At 57.7% G+C, this 24,568-nt stretch carries 23 protein-coding genes and 1 tRNA gene; 11 read left to right on the top strand and 13 right to left on the bottom strand.

Features of this window, described 5'->3' with window-relative positions; translation table 11 throughout:
* Positions 1 to 34 precede the first annotated feature (34 nt).
* The 5 genes from F8R23_RS13215 to F8R23_RS13235 all read right to left on the bottom strand — a co-directional run bounded on the left by F8R23_RS13215 (position 35) and on the right by F8R23_RS13235 (position 3,941).
* Positions 35 to 778: an amino acid ABC transporter ATP-binding protein gene (locus F8R23_RS13215; RefSeq protein ID WP_129936069.1), complete on the bottom strand. Its 744-nt coding sequence runs from the start codon at positions 776 to 778 to the stop codon at positions 35 to 37.
* Positions 759 to 1,415, bottom strand: coding sequence for an amino acid ABC transporter permease (locus F8R23_RS13220; RefSeq protein ID WP_129936070.1), 657 nt, complete (start codon positions 1,413 to 1,415; stop codon positions 759 to 761). The genes F8R23_RS13215 and F8R23_RS13220 overlap by 20 nt, the downstream gene beginning before the upstream one ends.
* Positions 1,415 to 2,080, bottom strand: coding sequence for an amino acid ABC transporter permease (locus F8R23_RS13225; protein ID WP_099064942.1), 666 nt, complete (start codon positions 2,078 to 2,080; stop codon positions 1,415 to 1,417). Before F8R23_RS13225 ends, F8R23_RS13220 begins: the two co-directional genes overlap by 1 nt.
* A gap of 12 nt (positions 2,081 to 2,092) precedes the next feature.
* Positions 2,093 to 2,884, bottom strand: a complete 792-nt coding sequence (locus tag F8R23_RS13230) for a transporter substrate-binding domain-containing protein (RefSeq protein ID WP_129936071.1) — start codon at positions 2,882 to 2,884, stop codon at positions 2,093 to 2,095.
* 217 nt (positions 2,885 to 3,101) lie between these two features.
* On the bottom strand, positions 3,102 to 3,941 hold the full coding sequence (locus F8R23_RS13235) for a MurR/RpiR family transcriptional regulator (RefSeq protein ID WP_129939064.1): 840 nt from the start codon (positions 3,939 to 3,941) through the stop codon (positions 3,102 to 3,104).
* A gap of 271 nt (positions 3,942 to 4,212) precedes the next feature.
* Here F8R23_RS13235 and F8R23_RS13240 point away from each other — a divergent pair, with 271 nt between their 5' ends.
* The 4 genes from F8R23_RS13240 to hpxZ are packed head-to-tail and all read left to right on the top strand — an operon-like array spanning position 4,213 to position 7,800.
* Entirely contained in the window at positions 4,213 to 5,799 is a 1,587-nt protein-coding gene (locus F8R23_RS13240; RefSeq protein WP_151415706.1) for a gamma-glutamyltransferase family protein, read from the top strand.
* Between the two features lie 25 nt (positions 5,800 to 5,824).
* Complete coding sequence (gene hpxX, locus F8R23_RS13245) at positions 5,825 to 6,016, top strand: oxalurate catabolism protein HpxX (protein ID WP_099064945.1); 192 nt, start codon at positions 5,825 to 5,827, stop codon at positions 6,014 to 6,016.
* Positions 6,013 to 7,413: an AtzE family amidohydrolase gene (locus F8R23_RS13250; RefSeq protein WP_151415707.1), complete on the top strand. Its 1,401-nt coding sequence runs from the start codon at positions 6,013 to 6,015 to the stop codon at positions 7,411 to 7,413. Before hpxX ends, F8R23_RS13250 begins: the two co-directional genes overlap by 4 nt.
* Positions 7,414 to 7,416: 3 nt before the next feature.
* The gene (gene hpxZ / locus F8R23_RS13255; protein WP_129936075.1) at positions 7,417 to 7,800 is read left to right on the top strand and encodes an oxalurate catabolism protein HpxZ; all 384 of its coding nucleotides are present in this window, start codon (positions 7,417 to 7,419) and stop codon (positions 7,798 to 7,800) included.
* Between the two features lie 31 nt (positions 7,801 to 7,831).
* On the opposite strand, the gene F8R23_RS13260 is transcribed toward hpxZ, so the two are convergent.
* Positions 7,832 to 8,716 (bottom strand): siderophore-interacting protein, encoded by an 885-nt coding sequence (locus F8R23_RS13260; protein ID WP_129939066.1) that lies wholly within the window; start codon positions 8,714 to 8,716, stop codon positions 7,832 to 7,834.
* Positions 8,717 to 8,721: 5 nt separating this feature from the next.
* Positions 8,722 to 9,945, bottom strand: a complete 1,224-nt coding sequence (locus F8R23_RS13265; RefSeq protein ID WP_151415708.1) for an MFS transporter — start codon at positions 9,943 to 9,945, stop codon at positions 8,722 to 8,724.
* Positions 9,946 to 10,082: 137 nt separating this feature from the next.
* Between F8R23_RS13265 and F8R23_RS13270 the strand changes: the two genes are divergently transcribed.
* The 5 genes from F8R23_RS13270 to F8R23_RS13290 are packed head-to-tail and all read left to right on the top strand — an operon-like array spanning position 10,083 to position 18,119.
* Positions 10,083 to 11,828, top strand: a complete 1,746-nt coding sequence (locus tag F8R23_RS13270) for an IucA/IucC family protein (protein WP_129939068.1) — start codon at positions 10,083 to 10,085, stop codon at positions 11,826 to 11,828.
* Positions 11,825 to 12,775 (top strand): GNAT family N-acetyltransferase, encoded by a 951-nt coding sequence (locus F8R23_RS13275; RefSeq protein WP_129936078.1) that lies wholly within the window; start codon positions 11,825 to 11,827, stop codon positions 12,773 to 12,775. Before F8R23_RS13270 ends, F8R23_RS13275 begins: the two co-directional genes overlap by 4 nt.
* Complete coding sequence (gene iucC, locus F8R23_RS13280; protein ID WP_129936079.1) at positions 12,772 to 14,520, top strand: IucA/IucC family protein; 1,749 nt, start codon at positions 12,772 to 12,774, stop codon at positions 14,518 to 14,520. The genes F8R23_RS13275 and iucC overlap by 4 nt, the downstream gene beginning before the upstream one ends.
* The gene (locus F8R23_RS13285; protein ID WP_129936080.1) at positions 14,517 to 15,845 is read left to right on the top strand and encodes a lysine N(6)-hydroxylase/L-ornithine N(5)-oxygenase family protein; all 1,329 of its coding nucleotides are present in this window, start codon (positions 14,517 to 14,519) and stop codon (positions 15,843 to 15,845) included. The genes iucC and F8R23_RS13285 overlap by 4 nt, the downstream gene beginning before the upstream one ends.
* A 36-nt stretch (positions 15,846 to 15,881) precedes the next feature.
* Positions 15,882 to 18,119, top strand: coding sequence for a TonB-dependent siderophore receptor (locus F8R23_RS13290; RefSeq protein ID WP_099064955.1), 2,238 nt, complete (start codon positions 15,882 to 15,884; stop codon positions 18,117 to 18,119).
* Between the two features lie 63 nt (positions 18,120 to 18,182).
* Here F8R23_RS13290 and puuE read toward each other — a convergent pair whose 3' ends face one another.
* The 3 genes from puuE to F8R23_RS13305 are packed head-to-tail and all read right to left on the bottom strand — an operon-like array spanning position 18,183 to position 20,630.
* Positions 18,183 to 19,121, bottom strand: a complete 939-nt coding sequence (gene puuE / locus F8R23_RS13295; RefSeq protein WP_129936081.1) for an allantoinase PuuE — start codon at positions 19,119 to 19,121, stop codon at positions 18,183 to 18,185.
* A 19-nt stretch (positions 19,122 to 19,140) separates the two neighbouring features.
* Positions 19,141 to 19,884: an allantoin racemase gene (hpxA, locus tag F8R23_RS13300; RefSeq protein WP_112347824.1), complete on the bottom strand. Its 744-nt coding sequence runs from the start codon at positions 19,882 to 19,884 to the stop codon at positions 19,141 to 19,143.
* A complete protein-coding gene (locus F8R23_RS13305) occupies positions 19,881 to 20,630 on the bottom strand; it encodes a GntR family transcriptional regulator (RefSeq protein ID WP_112347825.1) in 750 nt (249 codons plus the stop codon). The genes hpxA and F8R23_RS13305 overlap by 4 nt, the downstream gene beginning before the upstream one ends.
* Before the next feature lie 165 nt (positions 20,631 to 20,795).
* Here F8R23_RS13305 and F8R23_RS13310 point away from each other — a divergent pair, with 165 nt between their 5' ends.
* The gene (locus tag F8R23_RS13310) at positions 20,796 to 22,256 is read left to right on the top strand and encodes an NCS1 family nucleobase:cation symporter-1 (protein WP_129939069.1); all 1,461 of its coding nucleotides are present in this window, start codon (positions 20,796 to 20,798) and stop codon (positions 22,254 to 22,256) included.
* A gap of 46 nt (positions 22,257 to 22,302) precedes the next feature.
* Here the strand turns inward: F8R23_RS13310 and F8R23_RS13315 are convergent.
* Together F8R23_RS13315 and dnaQ are read right to left on the bottom strand one after the other, a co-directional pair.
* Positions 22,303 to 22,379: transfer RNA gene (locus F8R23_RS13315), tRNA-Asp, on the bottom strand.
* Between the two features lie 156 nt (positions 22,380 to 22,535).
* Positions 22,536 to 23,276 (bottom strand): DNA polymerase III subunit epsilon, encoded by a 741-nt coding sequence (gene dnaQ / locus F8R23_RS13320; protein WP_099064962.1) that lies wholly within the window; start codon positions 23,274 to 23,276, stop codon positions 22,536 to 22,538.
* Between the two features lie 72 nt (positions 23,277 to 23,348).
* Between dnaQ and rnhA the strand changes: the two genes are divergently transcribed.
* A complete protein-coding gene (gene rnhA / locus F8R23_RS13325) occupies positions 23,349 to 23,816 on the top strand; it encodes a ribonuclease HI (protein WP_099064963.1) in 468 nt (155 codons plus the stop codon).
* Here rnhA and F8R23_RS13330 read toward each other — a convergent pair.
* Positions 23,813 to 24,532, bottom strand: coding sequence for a class I SAM-dependent methyltransferase (locus F8R23_RS13330; RefSeq protein ID WP_129936083.1), 720 nt, complete (start codon positions 24,530 to 24,532; stop codon positions 23,813 to 23,815). The two genes, rnhA and F8R23_RS13330, sit on opposite strands and share 4 nt — an antisense overlap.
* Positions 24,533 to 24,568 lie beyond the last annotated feature (36 nt).

The following is a 24,568-nucleotide window of genomic DNA, read 5'->3' on the forward strand; positions in this document are numbered from 1 at the left end:
TTACCAGCTTAATAACTTAATAGACTTGGTAGCATCAGTGCTCAGACAGGCCGCGAACCGATGCAATAAACTGTTTTAATTCCTGCGTTTGCGGATTGGCGAACAGCGTGCGACTGTCGCCCTGCTCCCATACCTTGCCCTGGTGCATAAACACCACCCGGTCGCCGACCTCGCGGGCAAAGTTCATTTCATGGGTCACCAGGATCAGCGTCATGCCCTCTTTGGCCAGTTGCTCCAGCACCTTGAGTACTTCGCCAACCAGCTCAGGATCCAACGCCGAGGTAATTTCGTCACACAGCAAGACTTTCGGGTTCATCGCCAGCGCCCGGGCAATCGCCACCCGCTGCTGCTGTCCGCCGGAAAGGTTAGCCGGTGAATAATGCATGCGCTCACTCAGCCCGACCTTGTTCAACATCTCTTCCGCCAGTTCACGGCATTCGGCCGGGCTTTTCTTCAGCACCCGACGCGGCGCCAGCATCACGTTCTCCAGCGCGGTCATATGCGGGAATAAATTGAAGTTCTGGAATACCATGCCAATGGAGCGGCTGATTTCACGGGCCTGTGAATCGCGATCGGTGACGGTCATGCCACCCAGCTTGATACTGCCTTCCTGATAGCCTTCCAGCCCGTTGATGCAGCGTAACAAGGTGCTCTTGCCGGAGCCGCTGCGGCCGATGATCGAAATCACCTCGCCCATATCGATATCCAAATCCACGCCCTTCAGCACATGGTTCTGACCGTAATATTTCTGCACCTGATTAATTGTGATGAGCGGCATGGAATTTCTTCTCCAGATAATGACTGTAGCGCGACAGCGGATAACACATCAGGAAATAGCCCAACGCGACCAGGCCGAAAACTTTAAACGGTTGATAAGTGACATTGTTCAGCATGGTGCCAGCCTTGGTCAGTTCGATAAAACCAATGATCGACGCCAGTGCGGTGCCCTTGATCACCTGCACCGAAAAACCGACGGTGGGGGCGATAGCGATACGTACCGCTTGCGGCACAATCACCCGCACCAGGGTCTGACCAAAACTCAGCCCCAGACAGCGCGACGCTTCCCACTGGCCTTTCGGCAACGCGGCAATACTGCCGGACCAGATATCCACCAGAAAAGCGCTGGTAAACAAAGTCAGTGCCAAAGCGGCAGCGGTCCAGGGGCTCACATCAATGCCGAACAGCGCCAGACCAAAGAAGGCCAGGAACAGCTGCATCAGCAGCGGCGTACCCTGAAACAGCTCGGAATAACAGCGGACAAACTGCAACGCCCACTTACGCTTGCTCAGGCGCAGCAATAACAGCGGCAACGTCACCAGAGTGCCGCCAAAAAACGCCGTCAGCGACAGCAGCAAGGTCCAGCGTGCCGCCAACAGCAGGTTGCGCACAATGTCCCAGTCGGTAAAAGTCAGCATCAGCCCTGGCTCCCTAGAAAACGGCGTCCGGCGGCCAGCAACAGCTGGCGCATCAGTATGGATAACAACAGGTAAAACAACGCCGTCACCAGATAGACCTCAAAACTGAGGAAGGTCCGTGACTGGATCAGGTTGGCGGCGAAGGTCAACTCTTCGAACGACACCTGTGACACCACCGATGACCCCAGCATGACAATAATGCACTGGCTGACCAACGCCGGATAAATCCGTTGCAGCGACGGCGGCAACACGATGCGCAAAAATGTTTGGCTGCGGCTGAGACCCAACACCCTACCGGCTTCCCACTGGCCTTTCGGCGTCACCTGAATGCCGGCACGGATGATCTCGGTGCTGTAGGCTCCCAGGTTAATCACCATCGCCAGCAGCGCCGCCTGCCCGGCGGTCAGTTTCCAGCCCAGACTCGGCAGGCCGAAGACGATGAAGAACAGTTGCACCACGAACGGCGTATTGCGCACCACCTCAACGTAAATACCCCAAACGCGGCTGAGCAAGTTGGCCTTGCCGCTGCGGATCGCCGCACCGCAAATACCCAGCGCCACCCCCATCAAGGTGGCCAGCGCCGTCAGCTCAATGGTGGTCAGCAGACCGGCCAGCAATTCGGGCAGATAAGGCCACAGGGCAGGAAAGTTCAGCTGATAGGTCATCAGGCGCTCCCGTTATGCGCCGAAGTCGGCAGGCAGCGGCGCTTTCAGCCATTTTTCGGACAGGCCATTGAGGGTGTTATCCTTTAACGCCTGCTCAATCAGTTCGTCCACTTTCGATTTCAGCGCCGGCTCACCCAGACGCAGACCGACATAGCAGGGTGAATCTTTCAGCATAAATTTGGCCACCGGCGCTTTGGTCGGGTTCTGCCGCGCTATGGCGCTCACCACCAGGTTGCCGGTGGCGATGTATTGCACCTGGCCGGACAGATAGGCCGACAACGTAGTGTTGTTGTCTTCATAGCGCTTGATTTGTGCGCCCTTCGGCGCGGTCTCACTCAGCACCATGTCTTCAACCGCACCGCGCGTCACTCCGATGGTTTTACCGTCCAACTGCGCGGCGTCAGCCAGTACCGACTCTTTCGGGCCAAACACACCCAGGAAGAACGGCGCATAGATACGGCTGAAGGCGATTGCCTTCTCGCGTTCCGCGTTTTTGCCCAGGCTGGAAATCACCAGATCGACCTTGTTGGTTTGCAGATAAGGTACGCGGTTGGCACTGGTGACCGGCACCAACTGCAACTTAAGTTTCATCTTGTCGGCCAGATACTGTGCCATATCGATGTCATAACCCTGCGGCTGCAGATCGGTGCCCACGGAGCCGAACGGTGGGAAGTCCTGGGGTACCGCCACCCGCAGCACGCCACGCTGCTGGATTTCCTGCAGTTGATCCGCCATCGCCGAAGCGACCTGCGCCATCAACAGCACCGCACCTAACGCCACTACCCCGATTTTCTTGAAGTTCATAGATTATCCCCGATGGTGAAATGATGAAACAAAAGATTCTTTGATTATCACTTTGCAACTAATGTGCCAATCCAGGGTGTCAGGAACGATCGGCTTTAGTTACCGTAAGTTCGGGCATTGAGACGGCCCCCTCCTGCCAGAGTAGCGACAGGGGGAGTCAATAAAAGGGGGATGCAACGCACCATCAAAGTGCGAAAGCACCAAAATGGCGCTGAGTTTAGCGCTGTTCCAACTCATCCAGATCGCTATACAGATCGGCAATCTGGTGAATACGTTGCCGCCCTTGCGCCAGCGTCTCATGCAGCAAGGCATTGCTGAGCAAGTTGGCCAGACTCATAGCGGCAGAGTAGCTGTCGAAAGCAGAAACGCTGTCGAGTGGCGCCGCCAGATGCCAGTTGGCCAGCGGGATCAACGCCTGCGCCTGCGGCTCACACACCAGCAAAGTCGGCACCTGTTGAACCTGTAACTGCGTCAATAACGCCCGCAACTGACGTGGCCGACGACGAAATGCCACCACCACCGCTACATCCCGCCGATCAATATCGACCAGTTCCTCCGCCAGCGTCTGGCCGGGCTGCGGCACCAGTAACACCTGCTCACGCACCTGCATCAGTTGTTGACGCAGATGCATCGCCACCGGATAGCTGTTGCGAAAACCCATCAGCACTACGCGCCGCGCCTGCACCAAAGCAGCGATCACCGCGTTGAACTGGTCAGCATCAATATGGTTCACCCACTGGGTGAGATTAGCCATTTCCTGCTTGTAGTGGCGTGCCAGCAATGTATTGCCCTGCACCGCATCACGGTTATCGGTCAGCGGCATACCGCTCTGTCGCAGAGTGCGCAATTCATCACGCATAGCGCGATAGCTCGGGTAACCCAGGCGTTTGAACAAGCGGCTGACGGTGGCTTTGGAGACGCCGCTCAGGCGCGCCAGTTCGGCACTGTTGTAGCTGATCAGGTCATCAAAGTGATCGAAAATAAAATCGGCCACCCGCTGTTCCTGCGGCGTGAGCTGCGGATAGTCCCCGCGCAGGCGTTCATCAATCTGCTTCATTGTTACTCCTGCTTTCCCCAATAGATTTCAAAGTGCAGCCAGGCGGCAACCGAGCAAGTCCCCAGAAGCTTAGTCAACTAAGTGACTGGGGTGAGCAAGGGAAGCCAACGCCGCAGCAATATGAAATATGACGGGGATTGTAACCTTTGTTTCAGCGGAACATACCACGGCCAATCCACCCGCTGGCAAGCGATTATTGCCCTGGCAGAAAACATGGAACGTCTCTTGCTTGTGTTTAAGGCAGACGCTGACCTCAAACAAGGGCCAAGAAATGATTAACAGCAACACCGCGCCATTGGGCATGGCCGTCACGCCACATCACCTCGCCAGTGAAAGTGCATTGGCGGTACTGCGCGCAGGCGGCAACGCGATTGAAGCCATGGTCGCCGCCGCCGCGACCATCGCCGTGGTCTACCCGCACATGAATGGCCTGGGGGGCGACGGATTCTGGCTGATCGTTCCGCCGCAGGGTGATCCGGTGGCGATCGACGCCAGCGGCGCTGCCGGCTCGCTGGCCACTCTGGATTTTTACGCTGGTGAAAGTCACATTCCACACCGGGGGCCAAAAGCCGCGCTGACGGTCGCCGGTACCGTTGGTGGCTGGCAGGAAGCACTGGACTACTCCGTTGAATTGGGCGGCAAACAGTTGCCGCTGTCGCGCCTGCTGGCAGATGCGATTCGCTATGCCGCAGACGGCATTCCGGTCACTGCCTCGCAGGAGGCGGCTACCCGCAGCAAATATCATGAGTTGGCAGATCGGGAGCATTTTGCCCGCACCTACCTGCCGCACGGGGAAATCCCTCACGCCGGACAACGTTTCTGTCAGCCGCAGTTAGCGGATACCCTGATCACTCTGGCCGAACAGGGCCTGGACAGCTTCTATCGCGGTCCGCTGGCACAGGGTATGGCGGCGGATATGGCCAAGCTCGGTATGCCGCTCACCGCGCAGGATCTGGCAGATTATCGGCCGCGCCGCCGCACCCCGCTGCGGCTGGAGCATCAGAAAGGGGAGATATTTAACCTGACACCACCGACTCAGGGCCTGGTCTCGCTGGCGATCCTCGGGCTGACCGACCGCCTGCCGTTGGCCAGCCGTAGCGAAGGCGCGGTGGTGCACAGTATCGTCGAGGCCACCAAACTGGCTTTCGGCCTGCGCGATCAATTCATCACCGACCCGCGTCAGATGACTCAGGATCCGCAAGAGCTACTGACGGCCGAACATCTGGATACCCTGGCCAGGCGCATCGATCCTGAACAAGCCGCCGCCTGGGGTAAAGGCAAAGGACCGGGCGATACCGTCTGGATGGGCGTGATGGACAGCAGCGGTCTGGCGGTGTCCTTTATCCAGAGTCTCTATCACGAATTCGGCAGCGGCGTGGTACTGCCGCAAAGTGGCGTACTGTGGCAAAACCGCGGCGCGTCCTTCAGTCTGGATGCCGCGCACCTGCTGGCACTGGCACCCGGCAAACAACCTTTCCACACGTTGAATCCGGCAGCGGCACGCCTGTATGACGGGCGTACCCTGGTGTACGGCTCCATGGGGGGTGACGGCCAACCGCAAACCCAGGCGGCGCTGTTTGTCCGCCATGTGGTACAGGGGCTACCGCTGCAACAGGCGATCAGTGCGCCGCGCTGGCTGCTCGGTCGCACCTGGGGTGAAAGCTCCGACTCATTAAAACTGGAGGGACGTTTCAGCGAAGAAACCCTTTCCTACCTGCGTCAACGCGGCCACGACGTGGAAGTGTTGCCAGATTTCAGCGAAGCGGTCGGCCACGCCGGTGCCATCGTTCGCCATACTAACGGCATGCTCGAAGGCGCTTTTGATCCACGCAGCAACGGCAGCGCCGCCGGCTTCTAACCGCTCTATCAAAAAGGGGACACCGATGAACCACCCACCTGCCACCGACTGGGCGACCTATATCAGCCAGATGGAAGCCGTGCTGGCCCTGGAGCTGAATGACGTGCGCCGTCAGGAACTGCTGATCCAATTCAACCGCATCGCTGCGATGGCGGAACCGCTGATGGCCCTGCCGCTCGATCAGCGTCTGGAGATTGCCGGGGTATATCGAGCATGAATCCACTCAGCGCACTGTCGATCGCCGAGATCCGCGCCGCCCTGAAACAAGGCGCGATTTCCGCCCGCGAGATCGCCCAGCAAACGCTGGACAATATCGACACCCAAAACCCTTCGTTGAACGCCTATACCCACGTCACCCGCGAACGTATGTTGAGTGAGGCTGATCTTCTCGATCGCAGCCGTGCCCAGGGGCAAGCGCTACCCAGCCTGGCAGCCATTCCTTACGCGGTGAAAAACCTGTTCGACGTCACCGGGGAAACCACCCTGGCCGGTGCCAGCCTGTTCAGCGATAACCCCCCTGCCAAACAAGATGCCTGGGTGGTAAACACATTGGCGGCGCAAGGCGCGCTGCTCTCCGGCATGCTGAATATGGACGCCTATGCCTACGGTTTCACTACCGAAAACAGCCACTACGGTGCAACGCGCAACCCACACGACACCACACGTATTGCCGGTGGATCCTCTGGCGGATCAGCGGCTGCGGTCACCGCCGGACTGGTGACATTTTCGCTCGGCAGCGATACCAACGGCTCGATACGCGTGCCCGCCTCGCTGTGCGGCATCTTTGGCCTGAAACCGACCTTTGGCCGCCTTTCGCGCAGTGGCAGCCAGCCATTTGTCGCCAGTCTGGATCATGTCGGTCCCTTTGCCCGTCGGGTTCGCGACCTGGCAGCGGTATATGACGTGATGCAGGGTACCGACGTCGAAGACCGCTTCCAGGCGGAAAAACCGATCACCCAAACCGAATCGCTGCTGCCGCGTGGTCAACAGGGGCTGCGTTGTGCGGTACTGGCCGGTTATTTCCAGCAGTGGTGCAATGACGACGCCAAAGCGGCAGTGCAACAGGTCGCTCAGGCGCTGGAGGCCATCGCCGAAGTCGAACTGCCGCAGGCCGAACTGGCACGCTCGGCGGCGTTTATTCTCACCGCCGCCGAGGGGGGGAACCAGTATCTACCGCAGTTGCGCAGCCAGCCTGAGCGCTTTGAACCGCTGTCGCGCGAGCGGCTGCTGGCCGGTGCCATGCTGCCCGCCGCCTGGTATCTGCAGGCGCAACGTTTCCGCTCTCATTTCCAGCAGCAGGTATTACCACTGTTTGAACACTGGGACATTCTTATCGCCCCGGCCACGCCGTGCGGCGCGACGGAGATTGGTCAAGAAACCATGCGTATCAACGGCACCGACCTGCCGATCCGCGCCAGCATGGGCATGTTGACACAGCCGATCTCCTTCCTCGGTCTGCCGGTGGTGACGGTGCCGCTGAAAACCGCGGCGGGGCTACCGATCGGGCTGCAGCTTATCGCACCGCCATGGCGTGAAGATCTGGCACTGCGAGCCGCCTATGCACTGGAACAACGCGGCGTAGCTACCTGTGTTTTACCAGGGAAACAGGATTAACTAATGAAGAGTGAATATATCGATCGGCCGGCAGTGCTGGCAGAAGTGAACGCCGCCTTTTATCGTTACGAACAGGCGTTGACTGGTAATGATATTGAGGTATTGGACGAGCTGTTTTGGCACGATGGGCGCACCGTCCGTTATGGTGCGACGGAGAATTTGTACGGTATCGAACAGATCCGCGACTTCCGCCAGCAACGCCCCTCGAAAGGGCTGGATCGTCTGCTGGAGAACACCATCATCACCACCTACGGCGATGATATGGCGGTGGCCAGTACCGAATTCCGTCGCCCCGGCAGCGACAGTGTCGGCCGTCAGATGCAAACCTGGGTCAAACTGCCCTGCGGCTGGCGCATTGTGGCTGCGCATGTGAGTTTGATGGGATAAGGCTTAGGGCGCGAGCCTCGCGCCCTTTAACTCAACACCAATAGGCCATAAAATTCACGGTGGAGCGGTCCAAATCGCGTTCGCCAATCAGGTAACGGCGCAACGCCTTCACCGCTGAAGACTCCGCCGCGACCCAAGCGTAGAAGCTTTTCGCCCCTTCGGCCCGTTCCCACAGCAGGTCGCCACCCAGGCTGTTTTCGGTCAGCGACTGTGACTGCGTACGCGCCGACTCTGGAATATTCACCCGCTGGCGTACCGATTCCACCAGCAAGGTGCCGTGCATCTGCTGATGCCCCACGTCACGCGGTAACCAATACACCTCGGCAAACGGGAAGCGATCCATATTCAGGCAATCCCCCGCTACCGGTACTTCAAAGAACGCCTGCACTTGCGGTGGATTGGGCCGCTGCGCCAGCTGTTCCAAAATACCCACAGCTGCCGGTACCGCCGTTTCATCGGCGATCAGCAGGGCCTGTTGCAGCACACTCGGCGGTGCCCATTCATAACCGCCGCTGTCACCGTCAAAATCGGCATTGGGTGCCACTACCTGGAGGGTATCTCCCGGTTTGGCCTGGATCGCCCAGGCGGAAGCCGGGCCGTTGACGCCATGCAGCACAAACTCGACGTCCATCTGATTGTGTTCCGTGCGCAACGCACGCAGCGTATAAGTTCGCATCACCGGGCGTTGTTCTTTCGGGATCGCCATATAGTGGCGATACCAGTCGTCGCTATTTTCCAACGGTGGCTGCTGGCGATTCTCGGCCGGGAACAAAAGTTTGATACGCTGATCCGGCGCCTCTAACTTCATGCGATGAACGTCCGGTCCTTCGAATACACAGCGCAGCAAGGAGGGTGATACGTTTTCTTTTACTTTCAGTGTGATATCAAAAATTCTGTAGCTTGATGCGCCGGACATAACAGTTACTCTCCCGCAGAATTTACCTGGATACGGTGCTGGCACCATAACCAGCCGCTGATACCGCCCAGCAGAACCGCCATCATCAGAGCCGCCGCGATCAGCTGCGACTCACCATAAAACCTGGCCACCACCGGCACCATCAGCGCACTCAGGCCGTAACCCAGCGTGTGGCTGGTGGCGATAGCTCCCGATCCTTTGCCGGTGGATAATTTATCGTTCAACATCAGTTGATAGCCCGGTGTCGCCATGGCCGCGCCAAAGGAGGCCAGCGCACAACCGGCATAGAACAAGGCCAGCGGCTGAGCGCACATTAGGCCCAGGCCGACGACCATCAACACCGCCGCAATCAGCAGCAGTTGTGGCGCGCTAAAGCGCTGTGGCCGCACCACCAGGAACTGTGCCAACAACGTACAGGCCGCCGCCACACTCAGCAACACCGCCACATGATGGCTGACGCCAGTGGCCGAGTGGCTGAACATACGGGTCAAATGCGGTGCCAATCCCAGTTGCATCAGGCTGACCGAAGCCGCCAACAGCACCGCGCACAACAGGTAAGGCACCATATTCAGACGCAGCCGATTCTGCTGATGGGCCACTGGTGGCAAAGGCGGATCGTTTTGTTGGCGGCATATCACCAACAAGGCGATTAAAGGCGCAATCGCCATCAGCCACAGCGGTGCCATCGGATGAATAGATAACGCCAATGCCGCACACAGCGGGCCAAGCAGCCGCCCGCAGCTCAACCCGGAGCTGATGGTCGCCAGCGCCGACATCCGTTGTTCGTAACCGGCACGCTGCAAAGCCCAGGTCTGGCTGGCTGGCACCATGCCGGAAACCGTCAAACCATAGATAATCCGCGCCACGATCAGGCCGCCCAGTCCCAGCATTGGCGAAAGCCAGCCGGCCGCCAGCCCCCAAACCGCCAATGCCAGTAAAGCAAAGCTGAACAAATACCCTGTTAAAGCCAGGGTTACTACAAACTTGCAGCCACGAATTTCAGACTGCCTGCCCCACCACGGAGAGCCAACCAGAAACAGCATTGAGCCGAGCGTTAATAGCCCGGCCCAGACGGAAAGCGACAGATGAGTCATGCTGACCAACACCGGTAACGCCACCAGCAGGCCGTTTTGCCCGATGCCCAACAACCCGGCGCAAAGTGCCAGCGGCCAGTTGGAAGGAGACGTATTCCCAATTGTCGGTGATTTTGGGGGAGAAGAAATATGCATCAAACGTAAATTTACCGTTAATAATATTATAAGGTTATGTTTAATTCATTAAAAAATTGTATCATAGGACGATTGATAACAATAAATATTATTGATATAAGAATCATTCTCAATTGATTCAATAGTGAAATGGGATCATGACAATCCAGTTTGAAACCGCGACGACCGACGTGGCTGCACAATGTTTTCTCAACGCATTGGTGCGTGAAACCCGGGACTGGCAAATCATTCCGCCAGCCAACGACCAACAGCATCCGCAGCTCCACATTCCACTTTCGCCTTCTCAGGCTATTCGCATCTCTTTACGCCATACCTCCCCCACTCAGCATCACCAATATCTATTCCCCGCCTACCTGCATCAGCAGGATGACGGGGCCGGCGTTGCGCTGAGCGTGGAACAGCTTATCTCCTTGATGTTGGAAAAACCGGCGGTGAAAGGCGAACTGTCGGATGACGTGGTCGCTCGTTTTCGTCAGCGTGTGCTGGAGAGTCATGGTAATACCCAACAGGCGATCGATATCCGTCTGGACTGGCCTGCGCTGCGCGACAAGCCGCTGAACTTCGCCCAGGCGGAACAGGGCCTGCTGGTCGGTCACGCCTTCCACCCGGCACCGAAGTCTCATGAGCCGTTCAACCAACAGCAGGCACGCCGTTATCTGCCGGACTTTGGCGCCAGCTTCCCGCTGCGTTGGTTCGCCGTGGATAAACGCCAACTGTGCGGTGACAGCCTGAACCTGACGCTGCAGCAACGCTTGCAACGTTTTGCCGCCGAAAGCGCCCCGCAACTGCTGGCCCATTTTAGCGATGACGTCTGGCTGCTGCCGATGCATCCCTGGCAGGCCGACCATTTGCTGACCCAGAGCTGGTGTCAGGATCTGGTGGCCCAGGGGCTGCTGCACGATCTGGGCGAAGCCGGCGAACGCTGGCTGCCAACCAGCTCTTCGCGCTCGCTGTACAGCGCCAGCAACCGCGACATGATCAAGTTTTCCCTCAGCGTGCGTCTGACCAACTCAGTACGCACCCTGTCAGTAAAAGAAGTGAAGCGCGGCATCCGCCTGGCACGCCTGGCACAAACGTCACGCTGGCAGCAGTTGCAGGCGCGCTATCCGACCTTTCGCGTAATGCAGGAAGACGGCTGGGCCGGTCTGCGTTCGGCGGACGGCAGCATCCAGGAAGAAAGCCTGATGGCACTGCGCGATAACCTGTTGTTCGATCAGCCGCAAAGTCAGACCAACGTGTTGGTGACGCTGACCCAGGCCGCGCCGGATGGCGGTGACAGCCTGCTGGCTGCAGCGGTACGCCGTTTGGCCAGCCGTCTGAATCTGCCATTGCAACAGGCCGCCCATACCTGGCTGGACGCTTACTGCCAACAGGTCCTGCTGCCGCTGTTCAGCACCGAAGCCGATTACGGCCTGGTGTTGCTGGCTCACCAGCAAAACATTTTGGTTGAGATGCAGCAGGATTTGCCGATCGGCATGCTGTACCGCGACTGCCAGGGCAGCGGCTTTACCCGTGATGCCGGCCCCTGGCTGGAAGAGATTGGCGAAGCCGATGCGGAAAACCGCTTCAGCGAACAGCAACTGCTGCGCTACTTCCCTTACTACCTGCTGGTGAACTCCAGCCTGGCGGTAACCGCCGCACTGGCCGCGGCCGGTTTCGACAGTGAAGAACAGTTGATGGCCCGGGTTCGCGACGCACTGAGCGGCCTGCGCGCCAGCGCCAAAAATACCCTGTGCCTGGACTATGTGCTCGACAGCAGCCACTGGAATTGCAAAGGAAACTTCTTCTGTTATCTGCACGACCATAACGAAAACACCATCGTCGATCCGGCGGTGATTTACTTCGACTTCGTTAACCCGCTGCGCCAGGAGGCTATTCAATGATGCCACACGCCAAACTGATGCATGCCGGCAGCGGTTTTCGCTGTGAACGCCTGGAACAGGAGTTGCAATTGGGTTTCGGTCTCGATGGCAGCGCCGTGCTGCACTATCCGGGCTCGTTGCCGCAGGGCTGGCTGGTAGCGGCGCTGGACCAGTTATTGGTAGCGGCACCGCAGCTCAGCGGTGTCACCTTGCCCTATGCGCAATGGCGTGAAGAACCGCAGGCGCAGGCACTGTTCGCTTTGGCCAGCGGTGACTATCTGGCGCGCGAAACCTTTTATCAATTACCGCTGTGGCTCAGCGGTGAACGCAACCGTGCCTCTGGCCAGATGCAGTATGACGCTGAACGCAGCCTGTGGTTTCCACAGCGTCCGGTACGGCCCAGCGGTGAGGTCTATCGCCGTTACGATCCGCAATTGAAGAAGACCCTGAGCTTCCGCCTGCCGGAAGTGGAACACGATGCCGAACAATTCACCCGCTGGATGAACTCGCCGCGCGTCGATGCCTTCTGGGAAATGAGCGGCCCGCTCGAAACCCAGGCCGCCTACCTGCAACGGCAACTGGATTCCAGCTACTGCTACCCGCTGCTGGGTTGCTTTGACGATCGCCCGTTCGGTTATTTCGAAGTCTATTGGGCCCCCGAAGATCGCATTGGCCGTCACTACCGTTGGCAGCCGTTCGATCGCGGGCTGCATATGCTGGTCGGTGAGGAAGACTGCCGCGGCGCGCAGTACATCCGCAGTTGGCTACGCGGCCTGACGCATTACTTATATCTGGATGAGCCACGCACCACGCGAGTGGTCGCCGAGCCGCGTGCTGACAACCAGCGGCTGTTCCGTCACCTGCCCGCCGCTGGCTATTACACCCTTAAAGAGTTTGATTTCCCGCATAAACGTTCGCGTTTGATTATGAATCAGCGTGATGAGTTCTTCCGGGAGGCTTGCGTATGATGACCCCTGATTACGCCGACTGGCAGCGCGTTAACCGCCAGATGATCGCCAAAATCCTGGCCGAACTGGAATACGAACGCACGCTGCAGGCCGAACAACAGGATGGGCAATGGCGCATTGCACTGGGTGATGCCCACTACCACTTCAGCGCCGAACGCGGTATCTGGGGCTGGCTGCACATCGATCCGACTACGCTGGCCTGCGATCAATCGCCGTTAGCCGCCGACCAAACGCTGCGCCATCTGGCACAGGTGTTGAAGATGGACGATGCGCAGGTCGCCGAACACCTGGAAGACCTGTACGCCACGCTGCGCGGTGATATGCAGTTGCTGTCTGCCCGCCACGGCATGAGCGCGCAGGATTTGATCGCGCTGGACGCCGATGCGCTGCAATGTCTGCTGGCAGGACATCCCAAGTTTATCTTTAACAAAGGCCGTCGCGGTTGGGGGCTGACCGCGCTGCAGCAATATGCACCGGAATACCAGGGCCAGTTCCGGCTGCACTGGGTGGCAGCCAAACGCGGCAGCTTCGTCTGGTGTGCTGATGAAGCCTATCCGCTGGCCAACCTGCTGGATAGCGCCATGGATAGCGCCGAACGTCAGCGCTTTGACCGCCGCTGGCGCGAGCTGAAACTGACACAAGACTGGATCCCGGTGCCGCTGCACCCGTGGCAGTGGCAGCAAAAAATCGCCCTGCACTTCTTGCCGCAACTGGCCGAAGGGGAACTGGTGGAGCTGGGTGAGTTCGGCGACAGCTATCTGGCACAGCAATCGTTGCGCACCCTGACCAACATCAGCCGCCGTTCCGCATTCGACATCAAGCTGCCGCTGACCATTTACAACACCTCGTGCTATCGCGGTATCCCGGGCAAGTACATCAGCGCCGGGCCAGCTGCTTCCCGCTGGCTACAACAAATTTTTGCCGAAGACAGCACGCTGCGTAACAGCGGGGCCGAGATCCTTGGCGAACCGGCGGCAGGTTACATGACCCACCCAACCTACGCTTCGCTGACCAAGGCGCCCTACCGCTATCAGGAAATGCTGGGGGTGATCTGGCGAGAAAACCCTTCTTGTTATCTGCAGGAAGGCGAACAGGCCATTTTGATGGCGACGTTGATGGAAACCGACAACCTCGGCCAACCGTTGATCGCCGCCTATATTGCCAATTCCGATCTCGACGCCGAAGCCTGGCTGCAACAGATGTTCCGCGTGGTGGTGCTGCCGATGTACCACCTGATGTGTCGCTACGGCGTGGCGCTGATCGCCCACGGGCAGAACATCACGTTGGTGATGAAAGACCAAGTGCCGCAGCGCGTGCTGTTGAAAGACTTCCAGGGGGATATGCGCCTGGTGGATCAGGACTTCCCCGAAGCGGCTTCGCTGCCGAAAGTGGTGAAAGACGTCACCGTACGGCTGTCCGCCGACTATCTGATCCATGATTTGCAAACCGGGCATTTCGTCACCGTGCTGCGTTTTATCTCACCGTTGATGCAGGCCTGCGGAGTCAGTGAACCCCGTTTCTATCAACTGCTGGCGCAGGTGCTGGAAAGCTATATGGCACAGCACCCGGAGATGGCTGAACGTTTTGCCCTGTTTGATTTGTTTAAACCACAAATCATTCGCGTCGTGCTCAACCCGGTGAAACTCACCTACTCGGAGCAGGATGGCGGCAGTCGCATGTTGCCAAACTATCTGCAGGATCTGGATAACCCTCTTTATTTGGTCACCAAGGAGTTTGCCCAATGAATCAGCCCCTGGATTTCATCGGCATTGGCGTAGGCCCGTTCAACCTCAGTATTGCCGCACTCGGCAGTGAAGTTGCCGGTTTTAACGCGAAGTTTCTCGAGCGCAAACCGCACTTTTCCTGGCACCCCGGCATGATGGTGCCGGACTGCCATATGCAGACCAGTTTCCTGAAAGATCTGGTCAGCGCGGTATCGCCGACCAACCCCTACAGCTTTATTAACTATCTGGTGAAACGAAAGAAATTTTACCGTTTCCTGACCACCGAGCTGCGCACGGTATCGCGTGAAGAGTTCGCCGACTACCTCGACTGGGCCGCCAATGGCCTGAAGTCGCTCGAGTTCAGCCAGGAGATCCAAAGCGTGGATTTTGACGACCAGCAGCGCCAATTTGTCGTCACCACCCCGCGAGCCACCTACCGGGCGCGCCACGTCTGTCTGGGTATCGGCAAACGCATCAAGCTGCCGGACTGCGTCACCGAACAGAACGACCGCTGCTTCCACGCCAGTGAGATGACGCTGCGCAACCCGGACCTGACCGGCAAGCGCGTCACTATCGTCGGCGGCGGCCAGAGCGGTGCCGATCTGTTCCTGAACATCTTCCGTGCCGAATGGGGCCTGCCGGCGCAGTTGAACTGGATCTCACGTCGCAACAACTATAACGCGTTGGACGAAGCCGCCTTCGCCAACGAGTACTTCACGCCGGACTATGTTGACAGCTTCTATGGCCTGAACGACAACGCCAAGCAGCGCATGCTGACCGAACAGAAGATGACCTCAGACGGCATCACCAGCGATTCGCTGCTGGCTATTTACCGCGCGATGTATCACCAGTTTGAAGTGCTGCGTGAAAAACCCTGGGCGCACTTGCTGCCAAGCCGCTCGCTGGCGGCGATTCAGGCCGCAGGCAACGGCTGGCAGTTGGTGACTCATCACCATCTCGATCAGGGTAAGGAAACCTTCAATACCGACGTGGTGATCTTCGCTACCGGCTATCAGCAGGATCGCCCGGCTTTCCTCGAGCCGCTGGCGGATCGTCTGTTGACCACGGCCGATGACCAATATCGCGTGGCCCCTGACTTTACCCTCGAATGGGAAGGCCCCAAGGAAAACTGCCTGTTTGCGGTTAACGCCGGCATGCACAGTCACGGCATCGCCGAACCCCAGCTCAGCCTGATGGCCTGGCGATCGGCTCGTATTCTCAACCGGGCTTTAGGACACGACCAGTTCGATTTAACGTCCACCCCGGCGGTGATCCAATGGCGCAGTCGGCAACCGGGCACCCCAACCCGTGCCGATCACGCCATGCTCAATTACACCGAGTTTTAACTACACACCAATGATGGGAACCACTGGAAAATAATGATGAAGCGCAAACACCTCTGGGTATTAAATCCTTGTCTGCTGGCGATGATCGCACCCGCAGCAGCCTGGGCAGAAGAACAAAAAAGCGAAGAACAAATGGTGGTTTCCGCCAGCCGCTCGCACCGTTCCGTGGCAGAAATGGCGCAGACCACCTGGGTGATTGAAAGCCAGGAAATTGAGCAACAGGTACAGGGCGGCAAAGAGATCAAGGACATGCTGGCGCAGTTGATCCCAGGGATGGACGTCAGCGGTCAGGGCCGTACCAACTACGGCATGAACCTGCGCGGCCGTTCGATGATGGTGATGATCGACGGCGTGCGTTTGAACTCTTCACGCAGTGACAGCCGCCAGTTGGACTCGATCGACCCGTTTAACATCGACCACATTGAAGTGATCTCCGGTGCCACCTCGCTGTACGGCGGCGGCAGCACCGGCGGTTTGATCAACATCGTCACCAAAAAGGGCCAGAAAGAGCAACAGGTTGAGCTGCAGGTTGGCGGCAAAACCGGCTTTGGCGGTCATAACGACCACGATGAGAACGTGGCGGCGGCGGTCAGCGGTGGCAACGACAATGCCTCGGGCCGCTTGTCGGTCTCTTACCAGCGTTACGGCGGCTGGTACGATGGCAAAGGCAATGAAGTCCTGATCGACAATACCCAGACCGGCCTGCAGTATTCCGATCGTCTCGACGTGATGGGTACCGGCACCATTAATATTGACGATCACCAGCAGTTGCAGCTGACCACCCAGTATTACAAAAGCCAGTCCGATGGTGACCACGGCCTGTATCTGGGGGAAAATTTCGCAGCCGTGACCGGCAGCGCCAAGGCGTACAACAGCGGTGACCTGAATTCGGATCGTATTCCAGGCACTGAACGCCACCTGATTAACCTGCAATACTCCAACACCGATTTCCTCGGGCAGGATCTGGTCGCTCAGGTTTATTATCGCGATGAGTCGCTGACCTTCTATCCGTTCCCGACGCTGGCGGGCAAAGCGCCGGACTACTATGTCAGCAGCATAGGTGCCTCACAGCAGAAAACCGATTTTTACGGCGGCAAGCTGACGCTGAACAGTAAACCGATCGACGCCCTGACGCTGACCTACGGCATCGACGCCGAGCATGAAAGCTTTAACTCCAATCAGCAGTTCTTCAATCTGGCGAAGGCGCAGCAATCCGGCGGTATGACGCTGGAAAATGCCTATAACACCGGCCGCTATCCGGGTTATACCACCAGCAACCTGGCCACCTTTATGCAAGCCAGTTACGACATCAACCCAATCTTTACCCTGAGCGGCGGCGTGCGTTATCAGTACACCGAAAACAAGATTGATGACTTTGTCGGCTATAACCAACAGCAGGCCATCGCTACCGGCGGTGCAACCTCCGCGGATGCGATCCCAGGCGGAAAAACCGACTACAACAACGCTCTGTTCAACGCCGGCCTGCTGGCGCACCTGACAGAACGTCAACAGACCTGGGTCAACTTCTCACAGGGCTACGAAATTCCGGATCCGGGCAAATATTATGGCAACGGCACTTATTCGCTGAACAACGGCCACTATCAGTTGAACAAAAGCGTCAACGTCGGCGACTCCAAGTTGGAAGGCATCAAGGTTAACTCCTATGAGCTCGGCTGGCGCTATACCGGCGACAACCTGCGCACGCAGATCGCCGGCTATTATTCTCTGTCCGATAAGAGTATTTCGATCAACAAAACCGACATGACCATTAACGTCAATTCGGATAAGCGTCGTATCTATGGGGTAGAAGGCGCGGTCGATTACTTCTTCGAAGACAGTGACTGGAGCGCGGGCACCAACTTCAACTTCATTCGCTCCGAGACCAAGGTCAACGGCGAGTGGAAAAAGTTGCTGGTGGACACCGCCAGCCCGTCGAAAGTCACCGCCTATGTCGGCTGGGCTCCGGGTGACTGGAACCTGCGCCTGCAGTCACAGCAGAGCTTCGACGTGTCGGATGACGGCGACTACACCAAGGCCGGCTCCACTCAGGGCCGCAAAATTGATGGCTACAACACCATCGATTTCCTCGGCAGCTACGCCCTGCCGGTGGGTAAAGTCAGCTTCAGCGTGGAAAACCTGCTGGACAAGGAATACACCACCGTCTGGGGCCAGCGCGCACCGATCCTCTATAGCCCAACTTACGGCTCGCCAGAGCTTTACAGCTATAAAGGCCGCGGCCGTACCTTTGGCCTGAACTACTCCGTCCTGTTCTGATCCCTGCCTGGGCGCATTTTCGCACCCAAACAGAATGAAGAAAGGGCCACTTCGGCCCTTTCTTCATTTCTTGAACGGGTGCTGCGCGACCCAGTGCTCGGCGATATCCTGCCGGCGACATACCCAGACCCGATCGTGCTGCTCGATATAGTCCAGGAAACGCTGCAACGCACGGAACTTGCCCGGACGCCCGAGTAAACGGCAATGCATGCCGATAGACAACATCTTCGGCGACTCCGCCCCTTCGGCATACAGCACGTCAAAGCTGTCCTTCAGATAGGTAAAGAACTGCTCACCGGTGTTAAACCCCTGCGGCGAAGCAAAGCGCATGTCGTTAGCCTCGAGCGTATAGGGCACGATCAAATGCGGCTTCGTCTCACCGTTGGCACACTGCACCTCGGTCCAGAACGGCAAGTCATCACCGTAATAATCGCTGTCGTACAACAGTCCACCTTGCTCCACCACCAACCGCCGGGTGTTCGGGCTGTCGCGACCGGTATACCAGCCGAGCGGTGCCTTGCCGAACAGATCGCGCAATACCGCGATCGCCTGTTGCATATGCTGGCGTTCGGTCGCCTCGTCCATGTGCTGGTAGTGGATCCAGCGCCAGCCGTGGCTGACCACGTCATAATTGGCGTTTTTAATTTCCTCAACCACCAACGGATTACGCGCCAGTGCCATCGCCACGCCAAACACCGTTAGCGGCAGGCCACGGCGCTGAAACTCATTATGGATACGCCAGAACCCGGCGCGTGAACCGTATTCGTACAGGGACTCCATCGACATATGCCGTTCAGGGTAGCTGGCCGCGCCGATAATATCGGAGAGGAACTGTTCAGAACCGGCGTCGCCGTGCAGCACGCTATTCTCCGCCCCTTCCTCGTAGTTGAGGACAAACTGCACCGCGATCCGCGCCTGTCCCGGCCAACGTGCATGGGGTGGCTGGCCACCGTAGCCAATCAAATCACGGGGATAATCCTGGTTGAACTGGTAGTTACTCATCGCTGCTTCCCTTTACTGATTACCGGTTAAAACCACCAAACATACCGGACAGGGGTTTGGCCTGCGGAAAAGCCAGATCGCCGTGCTTGCTGGTGTTCAGACCGAGAGCATGCAACGACTCGATCATTTTTACCGCGGCGCTGACACCGTCGATCACCGGGATCCCCAGTTCCTGAGTCAACTCACGCGCCAAATCGGCCATGCCGCCGCACCCGAGCACAATCGCCCCGCTGCCGTCCTGTTGTTTTGCCTGAATACAGTGTTCACGCACCTTTTGCTGCGCCAGACCGCTGCCATCTTCCAGCGCCAATACCGGCAGATCGATCGCATGCAGTGCGGCGCAGTGGCGCTCAAAGCCGTATTGATGCAGTAAATGCCGCGCAATAACCAACGTACGCGGCAGCGTGGTGACAATGGAAAAACGCGTCGCCACCAGCGTCGCCATATGCATGGCCGCCTCGGCGATGCCAATCACTGGCCGGTTTGCCAACTCCCGCGCCGCCAGCAGGCCCGGATCGCCAAAACAGGCGATGACATGACCGCTGACGCCCGCCTCACGTCCCAACTTCACCTGCTGTAATACGCCGATGGCAGCAATGGCTTCGTCAAAATGCCCTTCTATTGATGGCACCCCTTCCTGCGGGCAGACCGCCAGGATCTCGGTACCTGGTGCAGCCACCGATCGGGCTGCCACAGCAATGGTTTCGGTCATGCTCCGACTGGTGTTCGGATTGATGACTTGAATGATGCAGCCCGCGGTCATAGCGACTCCCGCGAGCCGGATTCGGCAAAGATTTGGGCGAAATCTGGCGTTTCGTTTGCACCCTGGTCAAACCGCAGATTGGCCACAATGTCGTCAAAATGACGGGCCATATGATCCGCCAGCGCCGCGCTGTCTTTGTCGCGCAGCAACATCAGCAAATCACTGTGATCGTGGCAGCGACAGCCCTGCTGCCAGGGAGAGCCGTAAACGGCTATCACCAACGATGAACGCAGGGTGAGCAGTGAAACCATCTCGGTCAGCACCTGATTACCGGCGATCGCCTGCAGTTGAACGTGAAACGCGGCAGACAGGCGGATCGCCGCCGCACCGTCCTGATCGCGGTGGGCCTGCTGCTCCTGCGCCACTATCTGTTCCATCGCCAACAGGTGCTCTTCACGGCAGTAAGCAATCACCTGCGGCAGGTTGGCGCACTCCAGCATTTTTCGCGTCTGGAAAACATTCGCCGCTTCGCCCTGCCCCGGCGTAGCAACCTGTGCACCACGTTTGGGCAGTTGGGTGACCAATTGCACTGCGGCAAGGCGCTGCAGCACCCGCCGGATACCGGTGCGGCTGACACCAAAGGTCTCCGCCAACGCTTCTTCCGGCAATTTGCTGCCGGGCAGCAACCGATGCTCAACAATCGCCTTCACCAGTGAGTTGTAAATATGATCGTCTTTATCTTCAATGAAATAACTGGCCTGCTGCCCATGCCACGCGGCGTTGGTGCCGATCGCTGTACCGATCATTTTGCTGCTCCCCGTCCCCTTAGATAATCAAATCGTATACAAGAATAATATCTTTTGTATACAAAAATGAGCAGTCTGGCCTGGATCCTGCAAAAGCCCTCTCAGCAATCTTTGCCAAAAACAGATAACAACATCCGGGTGACGTTCTTGAGAGGAGCACGATTTATGCCAAACCCTAATGAAAACTACAGTCCCAAGCTGTGTAACGACGACCTGGCCCCCACGCGTGACCAGAACTGGAGTTGGTACAACATCTTTTCTTTCTGGATGTCGGATGTACACAGCATGGGCGGCTATGTGGTGGCCGCCAGCTTCTTCGCCCTCGGGTTGTCGAGCTGGCAGGTCTTGATTTGTCTGCTGGTGGGAATTTGCATCGTGCAGTTTTGTGCCAACCTGGTGGCTAAACCCAGCCAGCTCGGCGGCGTGCCCTACGCCGTTTTAAGCCGTCAGGCGTTTGGCGTGTTCGGTGCCAATATTCCGGCGGTGATCCGTGGCATGATCGCCTTCGCCTGGTACGGCATCCAAACCTATCTGGCTTCCAACGCACTGATGCTGACGCTGCTGAAATTCTTCCCGTCGCTGGAGCCGATGACCCAGCCGCATTTCCTCGGGTTGTCGCAACTGGGTTGGGTCTGTTACATCACCATGTGGCTGTTGCAGGCGATGGTGTTTTGGCACGGTATGCAGGCCATTAAGCGCTTTATCGATATCGCCGGACCGGCCGTTTATGTGGTGATGTTCGCGCTGGCAGGCTGGATTGTTTATCGCGTCGGTTTTTCCAACCTGTCCCTCACACTGTCGAGCAAAACCCTGAGCACCGGTGAACAAGGTTGGCTGATGCTGACCGCCACCGCGCTGGTGGTGTCTTACTTCTCCGGCCCGCTGCTTAACTTCGGTGACTTTACCCGCTATGGTAAAAGCTTTGCCGAAGTGCAGCGCGGTAACCGCTGGGGCCTGCCCTTCAACTATCTGCTGTTCTCGCTGGTGACCGTGGTGATCGTTTCCGGCACCCTGCCGCTGTTTGGGCAGCTCATCACCGATCCGATCGAAACCGTCACCCGCCTCGACAGCGATATCGCCGTGGCCCTGGGTTTGCTGACCATGATTGTCGCTACCATCGGCATCAATATCGTGGCCAACTTTGTGTCGCCGGCGTTTGATTTTTCCAACTGCTCACCACAGAAGATCAGCTTCCGCACTGGCGGAATGATCGCCGCCGTCGGCTCATTCCTGCTGACGCCGTGGAACCTGTTCCAGTCACCCGAGCTGATTCATTACACGCTGGACGTACTGGCCGCCTTTATCGGCCCGCTGTTCGGCATTCTGTTGGTGGATTTTTACATCATCAAGCGCGGCGAACTGCACGTCGACGACCTGTATAACGCCACGCCAAACGGCCGTTACTGGTACAAGAACGGCTTCAATCCGAATGCGATTTGGGCGCTGGTACCAGCCGTGGTGATCGGGCTGGCCATCAGCTTTACGCCGGGCCTGCATCAGGTGGCTAACTTCAGTTGGTTTATCGGTGCAGCACTGGGTGGGGGATGTTATCGAATCATTGCCCGCCATGAATGGGCAGCCAATCAGGCAGTGACCTTTGCCAAGGCAGAATTAAGCAAAGATTAAAAACAACGAAGCCCTGAGTTATTGCTAACTCAGGGCTTCTGAATGTTGGCGGAACGGACGGGGCTCGAACCCGCGACCCCCTGCGTGACAGGCAGGTATTCTAACCAACTGAACTACCGCTCCGCGCCGTTCTTCTCTTTCGAGAGGAACGAGGCGCATATTACGGTTGAGCCACTATGGCGTCAATGCCTTTCTCTTACCAAATGAACCGTTTGCACAGTTTTTCAGCTAACCGGACCTAAAAGCCGACCGCCCGGTATTTTTACGCCGAATACAGCGTTATTCCACTTCTGTACGCCACAGGCAGCTGCCGCCCTTTTTCGCCACCAAATCCAGACGCGCCTCGTGAGCCACCACTTCTTCATCGCTGGCGTAGACCACTTTCATCGTCGTCGCCGGACGCACAATGCGCTGAATGTCCTGCGTTGAATTATTATTCTGCGTATCGCCTTCCATCTGGAAGGCCATCGACGTCTGACCACCGGTCATCGCCAGATAAACTTCCGCCAGGATCTCGGCATCGAGCAACGCGCCGTGCAGCGTACGCTTGCTGTTGTCTATCTCGTAGCGGCCGCACAGGGCATCGAGGTTGTTGCGCTTGCCCGGGAACAGGCGGCGCGCCATTAACAGGCTGTCGGTGATGGTACAGAAAGTATCGGTTTTCGGGATGCCCTGCTGCAGCATGCGGAATTCGTGATCCATAAAGCCGATGTCGAACGCCGCGTTATGGATGACTAACTCGCCACCGCGGATAAAGTCGATAAACTCATCGGCAATCTGGGCAAAGGTCGGTTTATCCGCCAGGAACTCATCGCTGATGCCGTGAACCCCATAGGCCTCAGGGTCCACCAGCCGATCCGGCTTGATGTAGACGTGGTAGTGACGGCCGGTCGGGCGGCGGTTAATCACTTCCAGTGCACCAATTTCAATGATGCGGTGGCCTTCGTAATGCACCCCGAGTTTGTTCATACCGGTGGTTTCGGTATCGAGGACAATCTGTCTGGTGGTTGTAGAGATCATATTGCAGTGCTCGCAGCGCGTGTTTATGTCAGACTTGGCTTTTATAAAACTGATAGGAAGAGTCTACCAGAGATGCTCAAACAGGTAGAAATTTTCACCGACGGCTCCTGCCTTGGCAACCCGGGCCCCGGTGGATATGGCGCAATACTGCGTTATAAGCAGACTGAAAAAACCTTCAGCGCGGGCTTCCGCCTGACCACCAACAACCGCATGGAGATGATGGCGGCGATTGTCGCGTTGGAAGCTCTGACCACCCCTTGCGAAGTGGTTCTGAGCACCGACAGCCAGTATGTGCGCCAGGGCATTACCACTTGGATCCACAACTGGAAAAAGCGCGGCTGGAAAACGGCCGACAAAAAACCGGTCAAGAATGTCGATTTGTGGCAGCGATTGGATTTGGCCATTCAGCGCCACACCATCAAATGGGAATGGGTCAAGGGCCATGCCGGCCATCCGGAAAACGAACGCTGCGACGTGCTGGCGCGCGATGCTGCCGGTAATCCAACCCAGGATGACGTCGGTTATAAACCGGAAAGTTAAGGCAGTTTGCGATAACTCTTGGTCGCGCCGACGGCGCGGCTGAGAGCAGGCTTTCTCGCACCGAACTTCATCGGTGTTGGCGTCAGCGGCAGGGTGCGTTTACGCGCCACAATCACGCTCATGCACCCCAGCGCCGGTAAGTGGGTGCATAAAAACTTCCCGCCTTTACGCTGCCACGGCAACACGTGAAAACGCGACTGATGCAGGACTTCATAATTCAGCAGGCTCAGCCAGTCCAACAGGCGCATCTGGGTAAACATCCGGCTGACGTAAGGCTGACGTTGGCGTAACCCGGGAACCAACTTGCCTAACCCCAGTAGACTGAACGGATTGAAGGTGCTGATCACCAGCCAGCCGTCGTCGATCAACACGCGATCAACCTCGCGCAGCATGCGGTGCGGATCGTCAGCATAAGACAGCGTATGCGCCAACAGGCAGGCATCCACCGATTTGGCGGCAAAAGGGAGCTGGTAGGCATCGCCAATCACCTGCAGGTTATCCCCTTCCAGACCCACATTCACCTGATGAGAAATGGCGCATTTGTCGGTTGCCAGACAGGCACTGAGATTACCGAGTTTTAGCAGGTGGAAACCAAACAGCTTCGACCACCAGGGTTGCAACTGTCGCTCGAGCGCCTCACGATAGTATTCCCCCCACGGCAACTCCGACCAGGACTGTGGGCCGGTGAGCTTTTGTAGAGTATGGGCTGGTTTCATGATTTATTATCTTCTTTCAAGCCGTTGCCAACGAGA

This window comes from Serratia proteamaculans, from assembly GCF_008830365.1.
Lineage (GTDB): Bacteria > Pseudomonadota > Gammaproteobacteria > Enterobacterales > Enterobacteriaceae > Serratia > Serratia proteamaculans.